The organism is Mycobacterium sp. (genome assembly GCF_046330795.1).
Lineage (GTDB): Bacteria > Actinomycetota > Actinomycetes > Mycobacteriales > Mycobacteriaceae > Mycobacterium.
This window is the reverse complement of sequence record NZ_JAXLSA010000002.1, coordinates 553,246-572,293: the sequence shown is the minus strand read 5'-3', so window position 1 is coordinate 572,293 and position 19,048 is coordinate 553,246. Positions and strand designations below refer to the sequence as shown.

Sequence of the window (19,048 nt, the reverse complement as noted above, 5' to 3'; positions counted from 1 at the left end):
TTACGAAGCGCCCGGGGTGGCGAACACGAACAGCGCCATGAAGGCCAGGTTGATGAAGTACGCGGCTTCGACCAGACCGACCGTGATGAAGAACGGGGTGAACAGTCGGCCTTGGGCCTCGGGCTGCCGGGCGATGCCCGAGATCAGCGCGTTACCGGCGATACCGTCACCGATACCGGCACCGATGGCGCCACCGGCCATGATCAGGCCACCGCCGATCAGGGCACCCTGAACGATTGCGGGGTCTACTGCGGCCATTCTCTTTCCTCCTTGATAACTGGTAGTCGTTATCTACCAGGCTTGTTGGTGTCTCAGTGGCTTTCTGCGTGGTCTTTGGCGTGGTTTTCGGCGTGATCGTCGTCGTGACCCATATCCATTGCCTGACCGAAATACAGGATGGTCAGCAGCGAGAAGATGAACGCCTGGATGAGCCCGACGAAAAGGTCGAACGCTTTCCAGATCGCATTGGGCGCCCACATGATCCAGGCCGGGAACAGCGCGATCAGCGTGACCATGATGCCGCCGGCGAAGATGTTGCCGAAAAGTCGGAGTGACAGCGAGATCGGCTTGGCGATCTCCTCGACCAGGTTGATCGGCGCCAGGATCGTGACGTGGCCCTTGAGCAACCGGACCGGGTGGCCGATGAGGCCGCGCCGCCAGAAGCCCGCCAGGTGGTAGCAGAGGAACACGAACATGGCCAGCGCCAGCACGAAGTTGATGTCGGAGGCCGGCGGCTTGAGCAGCTCGCTGGTGGCACCCGAGGAGTCGGTGTACTGCACCGGCAGCACCGACAACCAGTTGGCGATCAGGATGTAGACGAAGAGCGTCACCGCCAGCGGCAGCACGAACGGGGCGATCTTCATGCCGATCGCGCTCTCGACCTGGTCGCGCATCTGGATGGTGATGGTCTCCCAGAACAGCTGCACCTTGCCGGGGACACCGGTCGAGGTGACCTTGGCCCGCAGGAAGAACGCCAGGGCGATGACGATGACGCCGGCCACCGCGGAAGCGATGACGGTGTCGCCGTTGATCGTCAGCCCGAACCAGTGCCAGATCGGCGCGTGGTGGCCGACGTGGATCGCGGCCTCGGCAAGGACTTGCTCAGACATCTGCGAATCAATCCTTCGTTGCGAATCCGTCGTGGGACCCCGGTACATCGGTGCCGGCGGCGCGCAGCTTCTTCATCACCGGCAGCGACGTGCTCAGGACGAGAATGACCTGGAACAGGGCCAGGCCGAACAGCACGCCCAGCCCCATGGGCCTGAAGTAGAAGGCGATCGCCAGGCCGACCGCGGTGATCGCGAGCAGCCGGGTGGCAGAGTTGAGGGCCATCTTCTTCTTCAGTGGATGGTCCTGCGCGGTGATGGAGCTGACCGCCCGCCGGACCAACAGTGCGTTGAGCAGACCGAGCGCCATCCCGATCCCGAAGAACAGGCCGAACGTCGGATGACCGAGAAGCGCAGCGACGATGGCGATGACCGCGGTCCCGGCGGCGCAGATGACCGACAACCGAACGGGATCGAAGGCGACCGCCGGGAAGACCAGTGGTGCGTCCTGCGCGGGCTGGACGGGATTGGTCACGGTTTCACCTCGCTTCCCAGGTCCGCCGGTCGGTTGCGTGCCCGCCGAGCGTATCGGAGGCCCGCAGGCGCGGTGGAATCACCCAAGGGGGTAGCTCCCTAAGTCGTCGGTCCAACAATGGTCTTGCATCGGCGCCGAACGGTCTTCGAGACCGGGGGCCGGGGCCGGCAACCCGCGAGGTTTTCGGGTTCTGCCAGAACCGTACCACATGGTAGGAGCCCCAAAACGGGTACCTACTACTTCACGTCGTAATCCGTTCGGAGCCCGTCCTGATGGGGTGGCCGAGCCCTACCCGATCAGTCCCAGTCACCGCGGAAATACTCGTCGAAGCCGTCGCTGCGGTTCTCGAAGTCCGCGTCCCCGCGGCGAAGCAGCGGGATCAGGGTGACCACCCCGGCGATGACGGTTGCGGCCAGCATGACGGCGCCGATGTAGCGCGGATCCACGAAGATCGTGGACGCCGCGCCGAACGCGACGATGCCCACCCACAGATAGATCAGCAGGACGACCCGCCGGTGGGAGTGACCGATCTGCAGCAGCCGGTGGTGCAGGTGCATCTTGTCCGGGCTGAACGGGCTGCGCCCGGCCCGCGTGCGCCGCACGATCGCCAACAGCATGTCCAGCGCGGGAACGAACATCACGGCGATCACCAACAGGAACGGCGACAGGAGTGCGAAGACGTCGCGCGCGCCGTAGGCGTTCTGCGAGATCGGCCCCGCGGCCGTGGTGGACGCGGCGGCGAGCATCAGCCCGATGAGCATCGAGCCCGAGTCGCCCATGAAGATCTTGGCGCGGTAGAAGTTGTGCGGCAGGAATCCCAGGCACGCGCCCGCCAGGACCACCGAGATGACGGCCGGCGGGTAGAACAACACGTCGCCACCGTGGTCGTGCAGCAGCCCGACCGAGAACACGCAGATCGCCAGCGCGGTGATCAGGCCCAGCCCGGCAGCCAGACCGTCGAGGCCGTCGACGAAGTTCATCGCGTTCACGATCGACACGGTCAGCGCCAGTGTCAGCAGGATGGATGACGTCTGGTCCAGCACGATGGTGCCGACCCCGCCGAACGGGATGTAGAGGACGCTCCAGGCCACCCCCATCGTCACCAGCACACTGGCCGCGGTGATCTGACCGGCGAACTTGGTCAGCGCGTCCAGACCCCACTTGTCGTCGATCAGGCCGATGACCATGATCAGTCCGCCGGCGACGACGACGGCGGGCATGCCGGTGGAGTAGACGAAGCCGCGGGTCAACGCGGGCAGCTGCGACGCCAGGAAGACGGCGGCGATGACGCCGATGAACATGGCCAGCCCACCCATTCGGGGCGTCGGCCGCACGTGGACGTCACGTTCGCGCGGATAGGCGACCGCACCGATCCGGGTGGCCAGGACGCGCACCAGTCCGGTGGCGAAGTAGGTGATGATCGCCGCGGTCAATCCGACCAGCGCGAGCTCGCGCAGCGGCACCCCGGCCCCGCGGTCCGACAGGGCGTGCAGGCTGTCGGCGAGCACCCGGCTAACGCCCATCGCCACTCACGCTGCTCATCGTCACCAGACCGTACTGGAACATTCTGAGTCCGCGCGTCAGGGCAGCAGCGCCGCGGGCTCGATCCCGAGCACCTCGCCGACGCGCTCGGCGGTCACCGGACCGACCCGCAGGATCTTCGGCTGCGGCCCGGTGAGATCGACGATCGTCGACGCGGCTGCGGCCTCGGCGTGGCCGCCGTCGAGGTAGACCTCGACCTTGTCGCCCAGTTGCGCCACGGCATCGTCGACCGTCACGGCCGGCGGATTGCCGCTGACGTTGGCGCTCGACACGGCCATCGGCCCGACCGCACGCAACAGTTCGATGGCGACCGGATGCAGCGGCATGCGCAGCATCACCGTGCCGTTGGCGTCACCGAGATCCCACTGCAACGACGGGGCCTGCCGAACCACCAGGCTCAGCGCGCCGGGCCAGAACGCCCGGATGAGCTCACGCGCCGCGGTGGGGACCGTGTAGACCAGGCCGTCGATGGTCGTCCACGAACCGACCAGCACGGGCACCGGCATGTCGCGACCGCGGCCCTTGGCGGCCAACAGCGCGGCCACCGCCGCACTGTCGAATGCGTCGGCGCCGATGCCGTAGACGGTGTCGGTGGGCAGCACCACCAACCGACCGCCCTTGACCGCGCTGATGGCCGAGGCGATACCGGTGGCGCGCTGGGACTCGTCGGCGCAGTCGAATACCGGGCTCATGAGTTGCGTTCACTCTCCTGACGTGTAGCGGTCACGAATCGGGGCCGGCCGGCGAGGTCCGCTCGCGCGGTCACATCGTCGAAGAGTCCCGTCCGCGTGATGAGTTCGACGGTCTGGGCGGAGGTGGTGTCGTCGTGCTCCACGGCGAAGACGCCGCCGGGACGCAGCCAGCGCACCGCCAGCGCCACGACGGCGGGGATGACGGCCATGCCGTCGGGACCGCCGAACAGCGCGTGATGGGGATCGTGTCCGGCGACCTCGGGTTCGAGTTCGGCAGCCTCCGGGATATAGGGCGGATTGCAGACCAGCAGGTCGACCCGGCCGTCGAGGTCGGGGCGGAGGCGGCCCGCGTCCGGGGCCGTGATGTCGGCCTCGACGACCTGCACCGACGTCCCGGCCGCGTTTCGCGTGGCGTAGCCCAGGGCCACCGGCGAATCGTCGACCGCGACGACGGTGGCATCGGGACGGTGCCGGGCCAGCGCCACGGCCAGGGCTCCGCTGCCGGTGCACAGATCGACGATCATCGGATCCTGTTGATCTGCAAGAGCTTTCATGCACCACTCCAGCATCGCCTCGGTCTCCGGGCGGGGGATGAACACGCCCGGGCCCACATGCAGCATCAGTGGGCCGAACGGTGCCAGCCCGGTCAGATGTTGCAGCGGGATCCGTCGTGCGCGGGCGTCGACCAGGTCGCGGTACCGGGCCTCGAAATCAGGAGGGCCCGGCACGTCCAGCACCGCCAGCCGGCCACGGTCCACCCCGGCCACGTGCGCGGCCAGCAGCTCGGCGTCCACCTGCGCGCTATCGATGCCGGCGGCGGCCAGCGACCGTGCCGCCGCGCTGATCGCCGTCTTCAATTCGCTGTGCGGCCGCATCGTCAGGCCTGCTGGAGGCGAGACTGCTTGTCCGCTTCGGCCAGCGCGTCGAGCACCGGGTCGAGGTCGCCGTCGAGCACCTGGTCCAGATTGTGTGCCTTGAAGTTGATCCGGTGGTCGGCGAGCCGGTTCTCCGGGAAGTTGTAGGTCCGGATTCGCTCGCTGCGGTCGACGGTGCGGATCTGGCTGGCCCGATCGGCCGACGCGTCGGCCGAGGCCTGCTCCTCGGCCAGGGCCTGCAGTCGCGCGGCGAGCACCTGCATCGCCCGGGCCTTGTTCTGCAGCTGGGAACGCTCGTTCTGACAGGTCACCACGACGCCGGTGGGCAGATGCGTGATGCGCACCGCGGAGTCGGTGGTATTAACCCCTTGGCCACCCTTCCCCGAACTGCGGTAGACGTCGATGCGCAGATCCGACTCGTCGATCTGGACCTGCTCGACCTCTTCGGGCTCGGGGTAGACGAGCACGCCGGCGGCCGACGTGTGCACCCGGCCCTGCGACTCGGTGACGGGAACGCGCTGCACCCGGTGTACGCCACCCTCGAACTTCAGCCGCGACCACACCCCGTCGAGCGAATCACCCTTGCCGGCGATCGACAGGGTCGCGTCCTTGTAGCCGCCGAGATCGGAGGTGGTCTCGCCGAGCATGGTCACGGTCCAGCCGCGCCGTTCGGCATAACGGATGTACATGCGGGCCAGGTCGGCGGCGAACAACGCCGACTCCTCCCCGCCCTCCCCGGACTTCACCTCGAGCACGATGTCGTCGGCGTCATGCGGATCGCGCGGCGCGAGCATGTCGGTCAGCTGGGAGTCGAGCTCGGCGACGCGCTCCTCGAGCTCCGGTACCTCGGCGGCGAAGGACTCGTCCTCATCGGCCAGCTCGCGCGCTGCGGCGAGGTCGCCGCGGGCGGATTCGAGCTTTCGGTAGGTGCCCACGATGGGGGCCAGTTGCGAGAAGCGCCGGCCCACCTTCCGGGCGGCGGCCGCGTCGGCATGCAGTGCCGGATCGGCGAGCTGCCGCTCGAGATCGGCATGTTCGGCCACCAGCGCGTCGATCGCCGTGGTGGTCACGCGCCCTCCTCACCTACCTCGAACCCGAATGGATTCCTGCCCGTACACGAAACCGGCGCCCGGCTCACTGCATGCTCATGGCATGCGGGAGCGGGCGCCGGTGACGAAACTAGCTGTCGGCGGCAGCAGCCTGGTCCGAACCGGTCTTGCGCTTGCCGTAGCGCTTCTCGAACCGGGCGACGCGGCCGCCGCTGTCCAGGATCTTCTGCTTGCCGGTATAGAACGGGTGGCACTGCGAGCAGACCTCGACCACGATGTGGCCGCTCTCCTTGGTGCTGCGGGTGTTGAAAGTGTTGCCACAGCCGCAGACCACGGTGGTCTCTTTGTAGGCAGGGTGAATGCCGGATTTCATGGTGTCCTCTTCGATAGTCGGCCGCCGGGTCGCCCGTTCCTGACCTGGGATATCGGGCGTGAACCGGAACCGGAGGTGGTCGGCGGTCAATTATGCCAGGTCAGCCGCCGTATCCCCAAAACGCCGGACGGGCGCTGCGCATTCCCGGGGGCAGTCCCGGCCGCGGCGCGTGTGAATACCGGCCGGGCCGGGTAGAACCACCGCATGCGCCCACTCCGACCGCGGGCGTCACGGGCCGGGTGATCGTCGCCCCCGCTCCCCTGCCGCGGGGCGGCGATCACCCCTCGCGGTAGACGGTTCCCCGCTCGTCGCGCACCCACCGCCGGCCGCCTGCGGGGGTACTGCCCATCGCGACGAGTTCGCGTTTGAGGATCTTGTTGGTGGCCGTGGCGGGCAACCGGTCGGTGAGCCACACATAGCGCGGACGGCCCTTGGGCGACAGGTCCGGCTGCGCGGCCAGGAATTCTTCGAATCCCTCGGGCGTCAGCTCGGCCCCGGTGTGCTCTACCACCGCGGCCATCACCTGGTCGCCGACGTTCGCATCGGGTACCGCGTACACACTGACTTGACTGATTCCCTTGTTACGCAACAGGATTCGCTCGATCGGGGCAGTCGCAAGGTTCTCCCCGTCGACCCGCATCCAGTCGGCGGTGCGCCCGGCGAGGTAGATCCAGCCGTCGGCGTCCCGGTAGGCCAGGTCTCCCGACCAGTACATCCCGTCCCGCAGGCGTTCGTCGGTGGCGGCGGCGTCGTTGTAGTAGCCCTGGAACATTCCGGCCCCGGCGGTGTTCACCAGTTCGCCGACGGCGTCGTCGGCGTTGGCCAGTGCGCCGTTGTCGTCGAAGCGCGCGATGGGACATTCGGTCATCGTGTTCGCGTCGTAGATCGCCACGCCGGGGAAGCCGCGGCCGATCGACCCCGGCGGGCAGCCGTCCTCACGCGTGACGATCACCGCCCCCTCGGTCGAGCCGAAGCCGTCCCAGACCCGGCAGTCGAAGCGCCGGGAGAATTCGTCGATGTCGCGTTCGTTGGCCTCGTTGCCGAACGCGATTCGCAGCGGGTTGTCGTGGTCGTCGGGAGCCTCGGGGGTGGCCAGCACGTAGGCCAGCGGTTTCCCGACGTAGTTCATGTACGTCACGCCGTACCGGCGCAGGTCGGCCAGCAGGCCCGAGGCCGAGAACGCAGCGGGGGCCATGGCGGCGCCGGACCCCACCGCGACGCTCCAGCCCGCCAGCACCGCGTTGGAGTGGAACAGCGGCATCGACAGGTAGCAGACGTCGGAGGTGGTGAGGCGGAACCGCTCGGCCAGCGTGGCGCCGGCAACCAGCACCGTGAAGTGCGGCACCTGGACGGCCTTCGGATCGCCACTGGTTCCCGAGGTGAAGATCAGCATGAAGGTGTCCATCGGCCCCACCTCGCGGTAGGGCGAGAGCGGCCCCGCGCCGGCCACCAGTGCGGCCCATTCGTCGCCGCCGACGTCGAGAACCCGGACACCCGGCAGGTCCAGACCGTCGATCTGGCCCCGATGGTGGGCGTCGGTCAACAGGATCTGGCAATCCGCGTGCAGGATGTCGCGCTGGAGCGCCGCTCCGCGGCGGGTGTTGTTGATACCGCAGAGCACATAACCGCCGAGCCCCGCGGCGGCCAGTGCGGTCAGCATGTCCGGGGTGTTGCCCAGTAGCACCCCGATGTGCATCGGCCTGGTCCGGTCGGCGATGCCCAGCAGTGCGGAGGACTGCGCCGTGGCGTCGGCGAGATGATCGCGCCAGCTCTGCTGATACTCGTCGTAGCGCACCGCGACCGACGATTCGTCGAGCCACTCGCGTAGCTGCTGCTGAATGGTTTCCGCCACCGCACACCACCTCGGGTCGTAGTGAACAGAATCATAAGAGTGTCTAGTGAGGGCACCCGAGGGTGGTCGGATTCTGCGAAGATACTCGGGATGAGCACGGGCTTGGACACCACGGAAACGGGCGAAGCGGCCGACGCGGACGACGCCGGGTCGAGGACGGTACGCGACCGGCTGATCGACGCGGCGGAGACGTGCCTGCGCACCAAGGGCATCCGGGCGACCACGGTGTCGGAGGTCGCCGAGGCCGCCGGGGTGTCCCGGGGCTGGCTCTACCGGCACTTCCCGGACAAGGCGGCGCTGCTGGGCGCGGCGATCGTCCGGCTCAACGACGCGTATTGGGGCGAAGCACACGCCACCCTCGCCCGGGTCGATGGGCTGGCCGCGCAGCTGTGCGCGGGCGTCACGCTGGGCCGGTCGGCCTACGACTCCCCCGGCGCGCTACTGATGCGGCTGCGGCGGGACGAGCCCGAGGAGTTCGCGGCCTGCGCGGGAGCCGGTGTGCAGGGGCTGATTCCCGATCTCGCGGCGTTCTGGCGGCCATATCTGGAGGCGGCGGTCGAGCGTGGCGAGATCGGCGTCGACGACATGCACGAGGCATCCGAATGGGTGGCGCGTGCGGTGCTGTCGGTGACGACGGTGCCCGGCGACACGCTGGATCCCGACGACCCGGCGGCGCTGATCGCCTACCTCGATCGATATCTGATGCCCGCGCTGCGCGCCGGTTCCTGACTGCTCGCCAGGATCAGTCGGTGCCGTCGGGCGCGCCCGGCGCCGTCTTGGAGACCTGGACCAGGAACTCGTAGTTGTTCTTGGTCTTGCGCAGCTGGCTCATCAGCAGATCGATGGCCTGATGGCTGTCCAAACCGGACAGCACGCGGCGCAGCTTGTGCACGATCGCGAACTCGTCGGCGGACAGCAGCAATTCGTCCTTGCGAGTGCCGGACGGGTTCACGTCCACGGCCGGGAACACCCGTCGCTCGGCGATCTTGCGGTCCAGCTTGAGCTCCGCGTTACCGGTGCCCTTGAACTCCTCGAAGATGACCGTGTCACCGGTGGAGCCGGTCTCGACCATGGCCGTGGCGATGATGGTCAGCGAGCCGCCGTGCTCGATGTTGCGGGCGGCGCCCAGGAACCGCTTGGGCGGATAGAGCGCCGTGGAGTCCACACCACCGGAGAGGATGCGGCCCGACGCCGGCGAGGCGTTGTTGTACGCACGGCCCAACCGGGTGATCGAGTCGAGCAGCACCACGACATCCTTGCCCTGCTCGACCAGGCGCTTGGCGCGCTCGATGGCCAGCTCCGCGGCCTGCGTGTGGTCGGACGGCGGCCGGTCGAAGGTCGAGGCGATGACCTCGCCCTTGACCGAGCGCTGCATGTCGGTGACCTCTTCGGGTCGTTCATCGACCAGCACCACCATCAGATGGCACTCGGGGTTGTTCTTCGTGATCGCGTTGGCGATGTCCTGCATGATCGTGGTCTTGCCGGCCTTGGGCGGCGACACGATCAGCGCGCGCTGACCCTTTCCGATCGGCATGATCAGGTCGATGACACGCGTGGTCAGTTTCTCGCCGGACGTCTCGAGGCGCAGCCGCTGATTCGGGTACAGCGGGGTCAGCTTGCCGAACTCGGGCCGGTTCTTGGCGGCGTCCACGGGGCCGCCGTTGACGGTGTCCAAGCGGACCAGCGGGTTGAACTTCTGGCGCTGGTTGGCCTGCTCGCCCTCGCGAGGCACCCGGACCGCACCGGTGACGGCGTCACCACGACGCAGGCCGTTCTTGCGCACCATGTTCATCGAGACGTACACGTCGTTGGGGCCGGCCAGGTATCCCGAGGTCCGCACGAACGCGTAGTTGTCGAGCACGTCGAGGATGCCGGCGACGGGCTGCACGACGTCGTCCTCGCGCAACTCGGTGTCGCCGCCGCCCTCGCCGCCGCCCTGGCGGTCGCCGCGACGCTTGCGATCGCGGAAGCGACGGCCGCGACGGCCCTGGCGACCTTCGTCGTCGTCGTCGTTGTTCTGGTTGTTGTTCTGGTTGTTGTTGTTCCGGTTGTTGTTCTGATTGCCGCCGCCGCTGTTGTTGCGGTTCTGCTGGTCGCCGCGGTCCTGCCGGCCTTCGTCCCGGCCGCCCTCGGTGCGGTCCTCGGACTTCTCGGACTTCGGCGCGTCGTTCTGCTCGGCGGACTTCTCGGGCGCCGAGTTCTCGGCCTGTTCCCCACCGGCGGGCGATCCGGCACCGCGCGAGGCGGTGCGACGCTCACGGCGTGGCTGCTGGGGCTGCTCGGACGCGCGCTCCGAGGACTGCTCGGCGGGCGCACCGTTCTGGGCTTCGGCGGCGCCGTCGGACTTGCCGGAGTCGGACGCGCCGGCGTCCGCCTTGCCGGAGTCGGACTTGCCGGTGTCCGGCTTGCTCCCGCCACTCTGGCGCTCGCGGATCGCCTCGATCAGTTCGCCCTTGCGCATACCCGAAACCCCCTTGACGCCGACCTTGGTGGCCAGCGTGCGCAGCTCGGGCAACACCATGGTGCCCAGGGATCCGCCGGACGGCGGCGCTGCGATGTCGGAAGACACGGCTGGCGCGCTCTGGTCGAGGCTGCCTTCGGCCGTGATGAGGTCCGTATCAGTCACGGATTTCCTTTCTTCCCCCGCGGTATCCGATGCGGAGGGTTTGGTGCCCGGCGAGATTCGTTCCGCAGGGCACGGAGTACCACCATCGGCTCAGCAATGGTGATCGCCGGGATTCGCGGCCAATAGCGAAGCGTCCGTCCACGAGTACACAAGAAGTTGGGTAGTCGTCCTAGTGTCGGCGCAAAAGACGCTGCGATTGCCGGGACGGGACCGAGGATAACCCGCATCGTTGCCGGAAGCAAGAAACCCCGAGCGTGGCGTGGCGGTCAGATCCGCACCGGCACGCCGGTGTTCCAACGAACGGGCTCCCCCACGTCCATGTGGCGGACGGTGAATCCATTGGCGGCACCGAAGTCGATTGCCTCGGCGGGCAGGTCGTTCTCCGTGGTCAGGGCCAGGACCGCAGGTCCGGCACCGGACAGCGCCGCTGCAATACCGTAACTGCGCAGCAACTGCAGATATTCCGCCGACGCCGGCATCGCCGGGGCGCGCTGCGGCTGGTGCAGGACGTCCTCGGTGGCCACCATCAGCAGGTCGGGCCGCTCGGTCAGCGCGACCACCAGCAGGGCCGCCCGACTCAGGTTGAACCGCGCATCCTGGTGGCTGACCTGCGCGGGCAGCAGCACGCGGGTCTCCGCGGTGGACGACCGGACCTCGGGGATGGCCGAGAAGAGCCGGATGGCGGGGTGCAACCGTAGTGCCGCCGCGCCGTACCGCGGCGGTTCGCCCGATTCGGTCCAGGACACCACGGCCCCACCGAGTACCGCCGCGGCGGCGTTGTCCGGGTGCCCCTCGAATTCCGAGGACAACTGCACCAGCTCGGCGTCGCCCAGCGTGTCGGTATCCATTTGTGCCACAAGGCCGTTGGCTGCAGCCAAGCCTCCGACGACGGCCGCTGCCGACGATCCCAGACCACGGGAGTGCGGAATGTTGTTGCGGCAGTTCACCTTCAGGCCACCTGCCGAGAACCCCGCTGCCTGCAGACCACGCTGGATCGCCTTGACCACCAGATGATCGGCGTCCAGTGGGACCTGCCCGGCGCCCTCACCCTCTACCTGCACGATCAGTCCGGAATCGGTTGTCTCGACGGCGATCTCGTCGTACAGGGCGAGCGCGATGCCCAGACTGTCGAATCCGGGGCCGAGGTTGGCACTCGACGCGGCGACCGTCGCGCTCGCGGTGAGCCCCACCGGCAGTGTCCGTGTCATTCGGTCAGGCCAGTCCGAGTTGTTCGACGACGGCCGACGGGTCGACCGGCAGCGGTGTCACCGTCGGCATGCCCTTGAGCGCGGTGTCGGGGTCCTTGAGACCGTTGCCGGTCACGGTGCACACCACCGTCGAACCCCGTTGGACCCAGCCGTCCTCGATCGACTTGAGCAGTCCGGCGATGCTGGCCGCGGACGCGGGCTCGACGAACACGCCCTCGGCGCGCGCAACCAGGTGGTACGCGGCCAGGATCTCCTCATCGGTGGCCGCGACGAAGCGTCCGCCGGATTCCTCCTGCGCGGCCACCGCCGACGACCACGAAGCCGGGGAACCGATCCGGATGGCGGTGGCGATGGTCTCGGGCTCCTTGACCGGCTCCCCCAGCACCAGCGGCGCGGCGCCGGCGGCCTGGGTGCCCAGCATCCGCGGTAGCTTCTCCACCCGGCCGTCGCGGTGGTATTCGGTGTAGCCCTTCCAGTACGCGGTGATGTTGCCGGCGTTGCCGACCGGCAGGGAGTGCACATCAGGCGCGCGTCCGAGCACGTCGACGATCTCGAACGCGGCGGTCTTCTGGCCCTCGATCCGGACCGGATTGACACTGTTGACCAACGAGATCGTCGGGTAGTCGGCGGTCAGCTTGCGGGCCAGCTCCAGACAGTCGTCGAAGTTTCCGTCGATCTGAATGATCTTGGCGCCGTGCATGACTGCCTGCGCCAGCTTGCCCATCGCGATCTTGCCCTGCGGAATCAGCACGGCGCAGGTGATGCCGGCACGCGCGGCGTACGCGGCGGCCGATGCCGAGGTGTTGCCCGTCGAGGCGCACAGCACCGCCTGCTGGCCGCGCTCCACCGCGTCGGTGACGGCCATCGTCATGCCGCGGTCCTTGAACGAACCCGTCGGATTGAGCCCTTCGACCTTCAGATGCACTGTGCAGCCGGTCTGTTCGGAGAGCCGCTTGGCGTGGATCAGCGGGGTGCCGCCCTCGAAGAGCGTCACCGGCGTCCATGTCGCCGCGACCGGCAACCTGTCGCGGTACGCCTCGATCAGACCGGGCCAGACCCGGTGCACGGGCGCGTGGGTGGTCATTCGCCGGCCCCTTCCATCCTCAGCACACTGTTGACCTTCGTCACGGCGTCCAGCTCGGCCAGTGCGGTGACGGTTCCGCTCAGCGCGGCGTCGGTGGCGCGGTGCGTCAGCACCGCCACCCGCGCGCCCACCCGCTGGCCGTCGCCGCCGACGATGCCCTCCTGGCGGACCTCGGCGATGCTGACCTCCTGCTTGGCGAATTCGGCTGCCACGGAGGACAGCACACCCGGCAGGTCGTCGACGTACAAGCTGACGTAGTACCGGGTCGGGACCACCCCGATCGGCGCGACCGGCAGCTGCGCGTACTTCGACTCGCGGGGTCCGCGACCGCCCTGCACCCGGTTACGCGCGGCCATCACCAGGTCGCCCATGACGGCCGAGGCCGTGGGTGCCCCGCCGGCGCCCTGGCCGTAGAACATCAGCCGTCCGGCCGCCTCGGCCTCCACCACGACGGCGTTGAACGCGCCGTTCACGTTGGCCAGCGGATGGGACAGCGGCACCAGCGCCGGGTACACCCGCGCCGAAACCCGTTCCTGCCCATCGTCGGTGGTGATGCGTTCACAGATGGCCAACAGTTTGATGGTGCAGCCCAGCGCCTTCGCCGATGCGAAATCCTCGGCGGTGACCTTGGTGATGCCCTCGCGGTAGACGTCGTCAGCGGTGACCCGGGTGTGGAAGGCGATCGAGGCCAGGATCGCGGCCTTGGCGGCGGCGTCGTAGCCCTCCACGTCCGCGGTCGGGTCGGCCTCGGCGTAGCCCAGGGCGCTGGCATCGGCCAGTGCGCTGTCATAGCTCGCGCCGCTGTCGTCCATTGCCGACAGGATGTAATTCGTTGTGCCGTTGACGATCCCCGCGACCCGCAGCACGGTGTCCCCGGCCAGCGACTGGGTCAGCGGGCGGATCACCGGGATCGCACCGGCGACGGCCGCCTCGAAATACAGGTCCACGTGCGCCTGCTCGGCCGCCTGCGCCAGCTCGCCGGTGGACTGCGCCAGCAGCGCCTTGTTGGCGGTCACCACGGACTTGCCGCCCTCGAGGGCGGCCAGGATGGCCTTGCGTGCCGGCTCGACCGGACCCATCACCTCCACGACGATGTCGACGTCGTCACGGGATACCAGCGCGTCGATGTCGTCGGTGAGCATCTCGACCGGCACCCCGCGATCGGGGCCGACGTTTCGCACGCCGACGCCGCGCAGCACCAGTGGTGCGCCGATGCGGGCCGCCAGATCGTCGGCGCTCTCCTCGATGATCCGGACGACCTCGCTGCCGACGTTGCCCAGACCCAATACCGCTACGCCGACCGGCTTTTCGTCTCGCTCTGCGTTAACCACGTCTCAACCCACTTCCAGACTCAACAAATCGTCGACGGTCTCGCGGCGCAGGATCAGCCGCGCCTTCCCATCGCGCACCACAACCACCGCGGGCCGGCCCAACATGTTGTACCGGCTCGACATCGAATAGCAGTAGGCGCCGGTGGCCGCGACGCCCAGCAGATCCCCGGGGACCACGTCGTCGGGCACCCAGGTGTCCCGCACGACGATGTCGCCACTCTCGCAATGCTTTCCGACGATCCGGGCCAATCGCGGCTGAGCATCGCTGGTGCGCGACAGCAGCCGGGCGTCGTACTCGGCGCCGTAGAGCGACGTGCGGATGTTGTCGCTCATCCCGCCGTCGACGCTGACGTACCGGCGATGCGCCGTCGCGCTGATCGCCACATCCTTGACCGTGCCGACCTGATACAGGGTGACGGTGCCCGGCCCGGCGATCGCGCGGCCCGGCTCGACCACCAGCCGCGGCGTCGGCAGTCCGACCGCCGCAGCCTCGGCCCGCACGATCGCGTTGAGCTTGTCGGCCAGCTCCTGCACCGGCGGCGGATCATCCTGCGGCACATACGAAATACCGAGGCCGCCGCCGAGGTCGACGGTAGCGATCTGCGCGGTCTTGTCGACACCGAACTCGGCGACCACGTCGCGCAGCAGGCCCAGCACCCGGTGGGCGGCGATCTCGAAACCGGCGACGTCGAAGATCTGCGATCCGATGTGGCTGTGCAGTCCGACCAGGCGCAGGTTGTCCGTCTCGAAGACCCGCCGGACCGCGTCCATCGCCGCACCGCTGGCCAGCGAGAGGCCGAACTTCTGGTCCTCGTGCGCCGTCGAGATGAATTCGTGGGTGTGTGCCTCCACGCCGACGGTGACGCGGATCAACACATCCTGGACCACGCCCGCCGCACCGGCGATGGCGTCGAGCCGTTCGATCTCGGTCATCGAGTCCAGCACCACATGTCCCACACCGGATTTCACGGCGGTGGTCAGCTCGTCGATGGACTTGTTGTTGCCGTGCAGAGCGATCCGCTCCGGCGGGAAGCCGGCGTTCAGTGCCACGGCCAGTTCACCGCCACTGCAGACGTCCAGCGATAGGCCTTCCTGGTCGATCCAGCGGGCGATCTCGCTGCACAGAAAAGCCTTGGACGCGTAGTTCACGTTCTGGCCCCCGCCGAAGGCGTCGCCGATCTCGCGGCAGCGTGACCGGAAATCGTCCTCGTCGATGACGAACAACGGGGTGCCGTATTCGGCGGCCAGCTGTGTCACCGGCACACCCGCGATCGACACTTCGCCATCCGGATTGCGAACGAGGTTGCGCGGCCAGACATTCGGGGCCAGCAGGAGCAGTTCCTGCGTCGACGACGGCGCGGCCGGCGCGTTGCCGTGGTGGATCTCCTCGGCGTGCCGAGGGCCCGCGGGATGGGCGTTCACATCCGCTCCGGAGCCGAGACGCCGAGAATGTTCAGGCCGTTCTCGATGACCTGACGGGTGGCCTGGCACAGGGCGGCGCGGGCCCGGTTGAGATCGGTGATCTCCTCATCGCCCATCGGCAGCACCCGGCACGAGTCGTAGAACCGGTGGTAGTCCCCGGCCAGATCCTCGAGGTAGCGGCACACCCGGTGCGGTTCCCGAAGGGACGCAGCCGTTTTCAACACCCGCGGGAACTCGCCGAGGCTACGGATCAACGCACCCTCCTTCTCGTGGGTGAGCAGGTCCAGATGCGCGGTATCGGGGGTGAGACCCAACTCGGCGGCGTTGCGGGCCAGGGCGCACAACCGGGCGTGCGCGTATTGCACGTAGTAGACCGGGTTCTCACTGGACGCGCTGGACCACAGCTCGAGGTCGATGTCGATCGCGGTATCCACCGAGGAGCGGATGAGCGCGTACCGGGCGGCGTCCACACCGAGCGCGTCGACCAGGTCGTCGAGCGTGATGACGGTGCCGGCACGCTTGCTCATCCGCACCGGCTGGCCGTCGCGCACCAGGTTGACCATCTGACCGATGAGCACCTCGACGGTGTCGGGGTTCTCGCCGAGGGCGCTGGCGATCGCCTTCAATCGGGCGATGTAGCCGTGGTGGTCGGCGCCCAGCATGTAGATGCAGAGGTTGAAGCCGCGCTCGCGCTTGTCGACGTAGTAGGCGATGTCGGCGGCGACGTAGGCGGGCTCACCGTCACTCTTGATGACGACGCGGTCCTTGTCGTCGCCGTAGTCGGTGGTGCGCAGCCACGTCGCACCGTCCTTCTCGTAGATCTTGCCGTTGTCCCGCAGCCGGGCGATCGCCTGGTCCACGCGGCCGGTGGTGTGCATCGAGTCCTCGTGGGTGAACACGTCGAAGTCGGTGCCGAACTCGTGCAACGAGCGCTTGATCTGGGTGAACATCAGGTCGACCCCGATGGAGCGGAACGTCTCCTGCTGCTCCTCGGCGGGCTGAGACAGCGCATCCGGCGCCTCGGCGAGCACCTGTGCGGCGATGTCGTTGATGTACTCGCCGGCGTAGCCGTCCTCCGGGGTCGGCTCGCCCTTGGCGGCGGCGATCAGCGAGCGGGCGAACCGGTCGATCTGGGCGCCGTGATCGTTGAAGTAGTACTCCCGGGTGACCGCGGCCCCCTGGCTGGCCAGCACCCGGCCCAGCGCATCACCGACGGCGGCCCAGCGGGTGCCGCCGATGTGGATGGGCCCGGTGGGGTTGGCCGACACGAATTCCAGGTTGATCACCTGGCTTTTCAGATCCGGGGACGTGCCATAGGCGGGGCCCGCGGCGACAATGTTCTCGACCAGGACGTTCTGCGCCGCGGCGTCGAGTCGCAGGTTGACGAACCCGGGCCCGGCGACCTCGGCGGCGGCGATGCCCGGCGCTTCGGCCAGCGCATCGGCCAGCCAGCCGGCCAGCTCACGGGGGTTGGCGCCGACCTTCTTGCCCACCTGAAGCGCCAGGTTGGTGGCGTAATCACCGTGCTCGGGGTTGCGCGGACGCTCGACGGTCACCGATTCCGGAAGGGCGGCGAGGTCGAGGGCATGCGCGGTGAGCACTGCGGACGCGGTGGTCCGCAGCAGCTCGGCCAGATCAGCGGGGGTCACGAGGGATCATCCTATGGTCTGGCCGGTCAGCGCCCGAATCCGTTTCCCACGCAGGTGCTGATGCGGGAGCGGGCCCGGCGATGCGTTAGTCTGTGCAGGCCCATTGGCGCGGTTGTCTTCACCACGCCCCCGTAGCTCAGGGGATAGAGCGTCTGCCTCCGGAGCAGAAGGCCGCAGGTTCGATTCCTGCCGGGGGCACCAGCTGACCAGCGGGAACGCCAGCCTGTGCGAGATTCACGCAGCTGCTGCCGGTCACCGCATCGCGGACGTCACCGCCACACCCGCAGCACGCCAGAGGTCGAGAACCTGGGCCATCGCCGCTCCGTCGTAGCGCACCATCGCGGCGGTGTTGCCGTGCGGCAGGTCCTGCGCGACGGCATCGAGGGTCGCTCGGTCGAACGTCCCGGTGGCGAACCGCTCCAGCGGCTTCATCGCGGTATCCACACTGCGAGCGAGCACGGTGCTGGCCATACCGTCGATGCTGTGGGTGAATTCCAGATCTTCGAGCCGAATGTCCCCACCCGCACTGAGTTCGGCGAGAAGCCGAAAGCCACCCAGCACCGGTTCAGGATCATTGAATTCAACGACGACGCAGTCAGACACTCGTTGTTCCTACCATCCGCGCCACGTGCCGACGGGCCGTCACGAACTGCGATCCCCAGGTATCAGTAGGTCATCTGAGTTGCCACGGAGCCGGGTGGAGGCGGATCCAGTCCCACCGTGGCCTCGACGTCGATGAAGTCGCAGTTGATCCTGACGTCCCAGACCGTGGCCGTCGGAACACCGGGGAACACCAGCGTCGTTGTTCCTGCGCGCGGCACGGTGAACGTGCGCGACACCGGCTTCAGCAGCGTCGGTTGTTGCGGGGTAGCGGTGTAACCGCAGTTCTGGCGGGCGTAGTTCGTCGTGTCGGTGACGGCCACCGACAGCGATTCGATTCCGGGACTGAAAACCACATTCAGGCCATCGGCACGGGCCACCGCAGATGTACTCAGGGCCAGAAGGGTCAGGCCCGTTGCGATGTATGCCTTCATATCCCATACCCCCGGCCAGCTCGCAGGAGTCCTTCGTCGATTGTGGGCCGCGAGCCCGCTGCGATGGGTCGTTTCCCACGATTCATTACGACTGGGTCAGCACCCGCACCGATTCCGGCACCGGGATCGCCGCGTCGCAATCCGGCGCGCGCTGCGGTTCACCGAAGCGCACCGACATCGGGACAACACCGGCCCACACCCCGGCCTCGACGTCCTCGGGCGGATCGTCGGGCCAGCCGTCGCTGACCTTCAGCGACCAGTTCGACTCCCCGATGGCCAGGCGAAGCACCAACGTTGCGGCCAACTCCTTGCGAGTGCTGGACCGCAGTTCGGCCACGCGGCCCGGGATGAAGGTGTCGGTCAGCGTTTCGAGGTAACGCACCTTGTCCTGTTCCCCGACCTGCTCGAACACCCCGAACACCGTTGCGCTCCGATAGTGGAACGACGACTCGAATCCGCTGCGCGCCACCACGATTCCGTCCAGTGCCGTGACCGACACGGCGGCCGGAACCCCGTCGGCCAGGGCACGTAACCACGGCGATCCGGTGGAACCGTGGATCACCAGCTCGTCACCGACACGGACGAAACCGGTCGGGAAGATCACCGGATGCCCGTCGCGGATCAGCGCAACGGTGGCCAACGGCGTGCTGGCGAGCAACGCGAACAACGCATCTCGGGAACCGACCTGCTTCTCGGGTAGCCGGGTAACCCGGGTCGAGGGCTGCGACAT

The 19,048-nt window shown here is 68.0% G+C and carries 19 protein-coding genes and 1 tRNA gene; 2 read left to right on the top strand and 18 right to left on the bottom strand.

Features of this window, described 5'->3' with window-relative positions; genetic code table 11:
* The 9 genes from U0R18_RS09950 to fadD1 all read right to left on the bottom strand — a co-directional run bounded on the left by U0R18_RS09950 (position 1) and on the right by fadD1 (position 7,964).
* Positions 1 to 258 carry a F0F1 ATP synthase subunit C gene (locus U0R18_RS09950; RefSeq protein WP_526368007.1) on the bottom strand — a complete coding sequence of 86 codons (258 nt, stop codon included), beginning with the start codon at positions 256 to 258 and terminating at the stop codon, positions 1 to 3.
* A 53-nt stretch (positions 259 to 311) separates the two neighbouring features.
* Positions 312 to 1,109, bottom strand: a complete 798-nt coding sequence (gene atpB / locus U0R18_RS09945; protein WP_526368006.1) for a F0F1 ATP synthase subunit A — start codon at positions 1,107 to 1,109, stop codon at positions 312 to 314.
* A 7-nt stretch (positions 1,110 to 1,116) separates the two neighbouring features.
* Positions 1,117 to 1,581 carry an ATP synthase subunit I gene (locus tag U0R18_RS09940; protein ID WP_526368005.1) on the bottom strand — a complete coding sequence of 155 codons (465 nt, stop codon included), beginning with the start codon at positions 1,579 to 1,581 and terminating at the stop codon, positions 1,117 to 1,119.
* 296 nt (positions 1,582 to 1,877) lie between these two features.
* On the bottom strand, positions 1,878 to 3,104 hold the full coding sequence (locus U0R18_RS09935) for a glycosyltransferase family 4 protein (protein ID WP_526368004.1): 1,227 nt from the start codon (positions 3,102 to 3,104) through the stop codon (positions 1,878 to 1,880).
* 57 nt (positions 3,105 to 3,161) lie between these two features.
* Positions 3,162 to 3,815, bottom strand: a complete 654-nt coding sequence (locus U0R18_RS09930) for an L-threonylcarbamoyladenylate synthase (protein WP_526368003.1) — start codon at positions 3,813 to 3,815, stop codon at positions 3,162 to 3,164.
* The gene (gene prmC / locus U0R18_RS09925) at positions 3,812 to 4,690 is read right to left on the bottom strand and encodes a peptide chain release factor N(5)-glutamine methyltransferase (protein ID WP_526368002.1); all 879 of its coding nucleotides are present in this window, start codon (positions 4,688 to 4,690) and stop codon (positions 3,812 to 3,814) included. Before prmC ends, U0R18_RS09930 begins: the two co-directional genes overlap by 4 nt.
* A 2-nt stretch (positions 4,691 to 4,692) precedes the next feature.
* Positions 4,693 to 5,760, bottom strand: a complete 1,068-nt coding sequence (prfA, locus tag U0R18_RS09920) for a peptide chain release factor 1 (protein ID WP_526368001.1) — start codon at positions 5,758 to 5,760, stop codon at positions 4,693 to 4,695.
* A 109-nt stretch (positions 5,761 to 5,869) separates the two neighbouring features.
* Positions 5,870 to 6,112: a 50S ribosomal protein L31 gene (rpmE, locus tag U0R18_RS09915; RefSeq protein WP_526368288.1), complete on the bottom strand. Its 243-nt coding sequence runs from the start codon at positions 6,110 to 6,112 to the stop codon at positions 5,870 to 5,872.
* 277 nt (positions 6,113 to 6,389) lie between these two features.
* A complete protein-coding gene (fadD1, locus tag U0R18_RS09910) occupies positions 6,390 to 7,964 on the bottom strand; it encodes a fatty-acid--CoA ligase FadD1 (protein ID WP_526368000.1) in 1,575 nt (524 codons plus the stop codon).
* A 90-nt stretch (positions 7,965 to 8,054) separates the two neighbouring features.
* Here fadD1 and U0R18_RS09905 point away from each other — a divergent pair, with 90 nt between their 5' ends.
* Positions 8,055 to 8,693 (top strand): TetR/AcrR family transcriptional regulator, encoded by a 639-nt coding sequence (locus tag U0R18_RS09905; RefSeq protein WP_526367999.1) that lies wholly within the window; start codon positions 8,055 to 8,057, stop codon positions 8,691 to 8,693.
* A gap of 13 nt (positions 8,694 to 8,706) precedes the next feature.
* On the opposite strand, the gene rho is transcribed toward U0R18_RS09905, so the two are convergent.
* The 6 genes from rho to argS form a co-directional block, all read right to left on the bottom strand.
* Entirely contained in the window at positions 8,707 to 10,590 is a 1,884-nt protein-coding gene (gene rho / locus U0R18_RS09900) for a transcription termination factor Rho (protein ID WP_526367998.1), read from the bottom strand.
* Positions 10,591 to 10,856: 266 nt separating this feature from the next.
* On the bottom strand, positions 10,857 to 11,798 hold the full coding sequence (gene thrB, locus U0R18_RS09895) for a homoserine kinase (RefSeq protein WP_526367997.1): 942 nt from the start codon (positions 11,796 to 11,798) through the stop codon (positions 10,857 to 10,859).
* 4 nt (positions 11,799 to 11,802) lie between these two features.
* Positions 11,803 to 12,882 (bottom strand): threonine synthase, encoded by a 1,080-nt coding sequence (gene thrC, locus U0R18_RS09890; RefSeq protein ID WP_526367996.1) that lies wholly within the window; start codon positions 12,880 to 12,882, stop codon positions 11,803 to 11,805.
* The gene (locus U0R18_RS09885) at positions 12,879 to 14,213 is read right to left on the bottom strand and encodes a homoserine dehydrogenase (protein ID WP_526367995.1); all 1,335 of its coding nucleotides are present in this window, start codon (positions 14,211 to 14,213) and stop codon (positions 12,879 to 12,881) included. Before U0R18_RS09885 ends, thrC begins: the two co-directional genes overlap by 4 nt.
* Positions 14,214 to 14,216: 3 nt before the next feature.
* Positions 14,217 to 15,596 (bottom strand): diaminopimelate decarboxylase, encoded by a 1,380-nt coding sequence (gene lysA, locus U0R18_RS09880; RefSeq protein ID WP_526368287.1) that lies wholly within the window; start codon positions 15,594 to 15,596, stop codon positions 14,217 to 14,219.
* Positions 15,597 to 15,631: 35 nt separating this feature from the next.
* On the bottom strand, positions 15,632 to 17,284 hold the full coding sequence (gene argS / locus U0R18_RS09875; protein WP_526367994.1) for an arginine--tRNA ligase: 1,653 nt from the start codon (positions 17,282 to 17,284) through the stop codon (positions 15,632 to 15,634).
* A 125-nt stretch (positions 17,285 to 17,409) separates the two neighbouring features.
* Between argS and U0R18_RS09870 the strand changes: the two genes are divergently transcribed.
* Positions 17,410 to 17,485, top strand: a tRNA-Arg gene (locus U0R18_RS09870).
* A gap of 51 nt (positions 17,486 to 17,536) precedes the next feature.
* On the opposite strand, the gene U0R18_RS09865 is transcribed toward U0R18_RS09870, so the two are convergent.
* The 3 genes from U0R18_RS09865 to U0R18_RS09855 form a co-directional block, all read right to left on the bottom strand.
* The gene (locus tag U0R18_RS09865) at positions 17,537 to 17,887 is read right to left on the bottom strand and encodes a hypothetical protein (RefSeq protein WP_526367993.1); all 351 of its coding nucleotides are present in this window, start codon (positions 17,885 to 17,887) and stop codon (positions 17,537 to 17,539) included.
* 62 nt (positions 17,888 to 17,949) lie between these two features.
* Positions 17,950 to 18,318 (bottom strand): hypothetical protein, encoded by a 369-nt coding sequence (locus tag U0R18_RS09860; RefSeq protein ID WP_526367992.1) that lies wholly within the window; start codon positions 18,316 to 18,318, stop codon positions 17,950 to 17,952.
* Between the two features lie 85 nt (positions 18,319 to 18,403).
* Complete coding sequence (locus tag U0R18_RS09855) at positions 18,404 to 19,048, bottom strand: pyridoxamine 5'-phosphate oxidase family protein (protein ID WP_526367991.1); 645 nt, start codon at positions 19,046 to 19,048, stop codon at positions 18,404 to 18,406.